The 4,162-nt window shown below is 57.7% G+C and carries 6 protein-coding genes; 4 read left to right on the forward strand and 2 right to left on the reverse strand.

The genetic code is table 11. The features are described 5' to 3' along the window. Both VIH17_12725 and VIH17_12730 read left to right on the forward strand, forming a co-directional pair. A partial coding sequence (locus VIH17_12725) for a hypothetical protein (GenBank protein HEY4684094.1) occupies window positions 1-254 on the forward strand: 254 nt, incomplete at its 5' end. Window positions 255-364: 110 nt separating this feature from the next. Next, window positions 365-568, forward strand: coding sequence for an SRPBCC family protein (locus VIH17_12730; protein HEY4684095.1), 204 nt, complete (start codon window positions 365-367; stop codon window positions 566-568). Here VIH17_12730 and VIH17_12735 read toward each other — a convergent pair. Continuing rightward, window positions 534-1,583, reverse strand: coding sequence for an IS3 family transposase (locus VIH17_12735; protein ID HEY4684096.1), 1,050 nt, complete (start codon window positions 1,581-1,583; stop codon window positions 534-536). The two genes, VIH17_12730 and VIH17_12735, sit on opposite strands and share 35 nt — an antisense overlap. Then, window positions 1,583-1,999, reverse strand: a complete 417-nt coding sequence (locus VIH17_12740) for a hypothetical protein (GenBank protein HEY4684097.1) — start codon at window positions 1,997-1,999, stop codon at window positions 1,583-1,585. The genes VIH17_12735 and VIH17_12740 overlap by 1 nt, the downstream gene beginning before the upstream one ends. Before the next feature lie 445 nt (window positions 2,000-2,444). Here VIH17_12740 and VIH17_12745 point away from each other — a divergent pair, with 445 nt between their 5' ends. Both VIH17_12745 and VIH17_12750 read left to right on the forward strand, forming a co-directional pair. Further along, complete coding sequence (locus VIH17_12745; GenBank protein HEY4684098.1) at window positions 2,445-3,095, forward strand: IS630 family transposase; 651 nt, start codon at window positions 2,445-2,447, stop codon at window positions 3,093-3,095. A 245-nt stretch (window positions 3,096-3,340) separates the two neighbouring features. Then, complete coding sequence (locus VIH17_12750; protein HEY4684099.1) at window positions 3,341-4,150, forward strand: hypothetical protein; 810 nt, start codon at window positions 3,341-3,343, stop codon at window positions 4,148-4,150. The last annotated feature ends 12 nt before the right edge of the window (window positions 4,151-4,162 follow it).

Below are 4,162 nucleotides of genomic sequence, written 5' to 3' on the forward strand. Positions count from 1 at the left end.
AAAAGGATGGATCGGTGGATCAGCGAGCTTATGCGGTTGCTAATTCGATCAAACACTCGGGTGGAGCGGGTTCAGGAGATGTTATCATAACGGTGCCAATGTGGCTTACAAACGATGGTTTCCAGACCTCCGAGAACAGGATCTCCTACGGGGAGCTGGCGCAATTGGTGACTCAAGCTGGTGAGTTTGCTCAGCAGACCATTGATCCAAAGTCGGTCGCAAGGGGTGTTGCCGGTTCATCGCAAGCAGCCTAACCCGCGCATGCAGCCGATTTGCTCCGCTGGCGCTCCGCAAACGGCTGATGCGCACCGTTAGCCCGCTTGGCTTTATCAAGTCCCATATTCTTTAGTACAAGGAGAACCAAATGATTCAGCACGAAGTCACCATTCATATCAATCGACCAGTGGAACAAGTTTTTACATTCTTGGCGGATACCAAAAATTTGCGGACTTGGCAATCTGACCTTGTTGAAAATGAGCAACTGACCGAAGGGCCATTGCGGGTCGGTTCTCGTTTCCGTGAAGCGGAATGTGTCAAGGGTTTTTGGACACGGATAGCGGAAGTTTAGTGTCGTTCGATAGGCACGCTCCTGAGAATTGCAAGGTCTTGGGGGCGTTGATTCCGACCTGATCGGGCCAGCGCGGCGGGATAGGCTGGCCCCGGCTGAAGCGCTCGGGGTGGGCTTGGTAAGCAGTCTGGAGCACGGCCTGCCGCTTGAGCCAGAGATCCTCCGCCTGGCCGAAGTGAACGGCGGCGGGGGTCATCAGGCCCAGGGCCGTGTGGTGATGCTCGTGGCAGTACCAGCGCTCGAAGTCGCGCATCCAGGTCTGGGCGTGCGCTAGGCTGTCAAAACGGTCGGGGTAGGCCGGGTGGTACTTGAGCGTTTTGAAGCTGGCTTCGGCATGCGGGTTGTCGTTGGCGACATGCGGCCGTGACAGGCTTTGCTGGATGCCCAAATCGCTGAAGAGCCAGGCCAACGGTTTGGCCGTCATGGGCCCGCCGTTGTCGGAGTGGATGGTCAGTTGCTTGGGCTGAAGCTGGAAGCGCTGGAGGCTGGCCGTCAGGAGTTGTTGGGCATAGTCGCCGCTTTGCTTTTCGGCGATGAGCCAGCCGACGATGAAGCGGCTGAACAGGTCGAGCACCAAGTACAGGTAGAAGCACGGGTAGCGGAGGGTGCTGAGCAAAAGAGTGATATCCCAAACCCACACCTGGTTGGGGCGTTGGGCGATCACCTGTGGCGCGGGCCGGGCTGGATGGCGGAGTTGGTTGCGACGGTCGCAAACGGCCTGATTTTCAGCCAGAATCCGGTACATGCCGCGCAGGGAGCACAGGTAACGGCCTTCGTCCAACAGTTGCGGATAGACCTCGTATGGCGTCTGGTCGGCAAACCGCTCGCTGTTGAGATGCGTCAGCACGGCGGCCTTCTCCGCTGCGCTGAGCGCATTCGGCGGGGAAACAGCCAAGCGCGGCGGCGCGGGCGGCTTGGGCCGCCGCACCGCATACAGGCTGCTGCGCGGTACGGCCAACGCCTCGCAGGCCGCGTGCGCGCCAACTTCCGTGGCTAGGGTCTGTGCGCTTTGCATCAGTTGTGCTCGTCCAGCGCGGGGAGCTCCGGCTCCGGCAAGCCGAGCACCTGCAACAACTTTTTTTGGGCCTCGATGATGAGGTCGGCTTTGCTGAGTTTAGCCGTCAAGCGCGCATTCTCGCGTTCCAGTTCGGCCAGGCGCCGCGCCGGCTCATCGACCTTCGGACCACGCTGGCGCGTGGTCGATCCGACCAGTTGGCCGCGGTCACGTTCGCGGCGCCAGTGGGTCAGGTGGCTGGAATAGATCCCTTCGCGGCGCAGCAGCGCGCCCAATTCGCCTTCGGGGCACCGCTCGGCCTCGCGCAGGAGGCGCAGTTTTTCCGCGACGGTAAAGGTCCGGCGTTTGGCGCGCACTTCTCCGGACGCCCCCGCGGGGGCGTCCGGAGAAGTGCTAGGGTTGGTGGTATCGGTCATGGTCGGCTCCTGTCGCCCTACAGTAAATTATAGGCGGCAGTGTCCAAGCCTATCCTGGCACAAAGGGATACCCGTCTACCTATTTGTGGTTTTAGAGCGAGTTCCAAGTTGACTTATGCCGGTTGCCGGGTAAACTGATCGACATGGCCTACTCCAACGATTTGCGCGAACGAGTAATCACCGCGGTGGAAGCGGGCGGACAGTCGCTCAGCCAAATCGCCAAGACCTTCCAAGTGAGCGATTCAACGGTGGACAATTGGGTGCGCCGCTGGCGGGAAACCGGGAGTTCGGCGGCGCTGCCTTGGGCCGGCGGTCCCCGCCGGGCTTTGGCCGAGTGCGAGGCGTTCATCCGGGCAGAAGTCCACCGCCAGCCCGACCTCCTGCTGGATGAACTTTGTGCACGGGTGGCGGCTGAAAAAGGTGTCGTCGCCAGCCGGAGCATGATGTGTCGGGAATTGGCCTTGTTGAAATTGCCGCTCAAAAAAAGAGCCTCCACGACAGCCAGCGGGACACGCCGCGGGTCAAGCAGGCACGCGCCGCCTTTGCCGAGGGGGTGGACGCGTTCTTGACCCCCGTCCTCGACCGGCTGAAATTTCTCGATGAAAGTGGGACGCATTTGGGCTTGACGCGGCTCTACGGACGAGCGGCGCCTGGGGCGCGGGTCCCAGAAGGCACGTCGGGCTATTCGGGGCCGCACTATACTGTGGTGGCGGCGCTGAGCCTGACCGGCATCCACGCGCCGTGGGTGTTTGAAGGGGCGATGAACGCGCTGGCGTTTCGAGCGTACGTGGAACACGAACTGGGACCGAGCCTGGAGCCGGGCGATCTCGTCATTCTGGACAACCTGTCGGCCCACAAAGATGCCGAAGCCCGTGCGTTGATAGAAGCGCGTGGGGCACACCTGCTCTTCCTGCCGCCCTACTCGTCCGATTTCAATCCGATTGAACTCGGCTGGGCCGCCGTCAAGAAAGCGTTGCGCGCTGCCAAACCGCGCACCTTGGACGCCTTGGTCGAAGCGCTGCGGAAGGCGCTGCTGGCCATCACGCCTGAACATGCTGACGCTTGGTTCGCTCACTGTGGTTACGACCCGGCATAACTCAAATCGGAATCGACTCTAGGTCCGGGGGCGTATGTGCCAATTGGAGGGCCGACCGGAGGAAAGCAGGAGGTCAAATGAGAATCCAAGGCAAGTGCCTGTTCCTAGTGAGGAACAATCTCGCGTTGCTGGAGGCGTTGCGCTGTTGGTAACCATTTGTTATGCTATACGGTCGGTGGGGTCAGTAGCACCGTTGGTTCCTGCTGGGGGAGGCGGTGGTCTTCCACAAATTGTGAGATAACTCAATGTCAAACGGTTGGAGAGGCGTATACTTAAGAGCAGATCGTGAGCGTGTAGCTGATGCTCTTGTTCAGTTGGCAACATCTAGAAGCTACACGATCCTTCGCCACATTCGGTCAATTGACCAACCCGCTCTCGATAACGTGTGGGATTCGGGTTTTCAGGGGCGCGGCGACACACTTGAGTTTATTTTTCTCCTGACAATTAATAATGAATGGACGCGACTGATAGGGCTAGATTTTGCTGACGGTGCCTATCCAAGGCTGTTTTACAGTTATGAACTCGTAATGCTGTTGGACTGTGACGCCTTCGAATGTGGTTTCGTTGAAGACGTCTCATGGTGGTACCGCTATTATGAACGAGGTTTAATAGTGGACCATTTTGATTCAAATCCTCTAGGCACTCTTCTTTCCTTCAGAGATCAGATATGGGGACCGGATGATGTACGTGTTCTTTATGCTAAATGCTTGGGCGTGGAAAAATTGGATGATCTTCATCCACTACCACCCCAAATAATGTCCGAGTTTAGAGGACATCCTGAAAAACTAATCCCGATTTTGAAAAATCCTGCCGACAACATGGAAAACATGCTGCATGATATGTCACCAGAGAGGGGTTTAGAGTGGCTGAGTCAAGTTGTTTTCCTACCTCATATTGGCGAATTAGAGACAGCCAATTTTCTCGAAGATCTTGCGAGTATTCGTCGCAACTCAAGTCCAATCCCAAGTTGGATCATAGAGTCCATTGAGCGGGGTCTAACTCTGATCATGCTGCGACATCCAAAGCATTTCTTTCTGCACACCCTTGACAAGTGATTGACCAGCATA

Source organism: Candidatus Acidiferrales bacterium (assembly GCA_036514995.1).
Classification (GTDB): domain Bacteria; phylum Acidobacteriota; class Terriglobia; order Acidiferrales; family DATBWB01; genus DATBWB01.

What these genes read in the sequence shown, in the direction of transcription:
- VIH17_12730 (HEY4684095.1), top strand. Translation starts at nt 365, where the DNA reads ATGATTCAGCACGAAGTCACCATTCATATCAATCGACCAGTGGAACAA.
- VIH17_12735 (HEY4684096.1), bottom strand. Translation starts at nt 1,583, where the DNA reads ATGCAAAGCGCACAGACCCTAGCCACGGAAGTTGGCGCGCACGCGGCC.
- VIH17_12740 (HEY4684097.1), bottom strand. Translation starts at nt 1,999, where the DNA reads ATGACCGATACCACCAACCCTAGCACTTCTCCGGACGCCCCCGCGGGG.
- VIH17_12750 (HEY4684099.1), top strand. Translation starts at nt 3,341, where the DNA reads ATGTCAAACGGTTGGAGAGGCGTATACTTAAGAGCAGATCGTGAGCGT.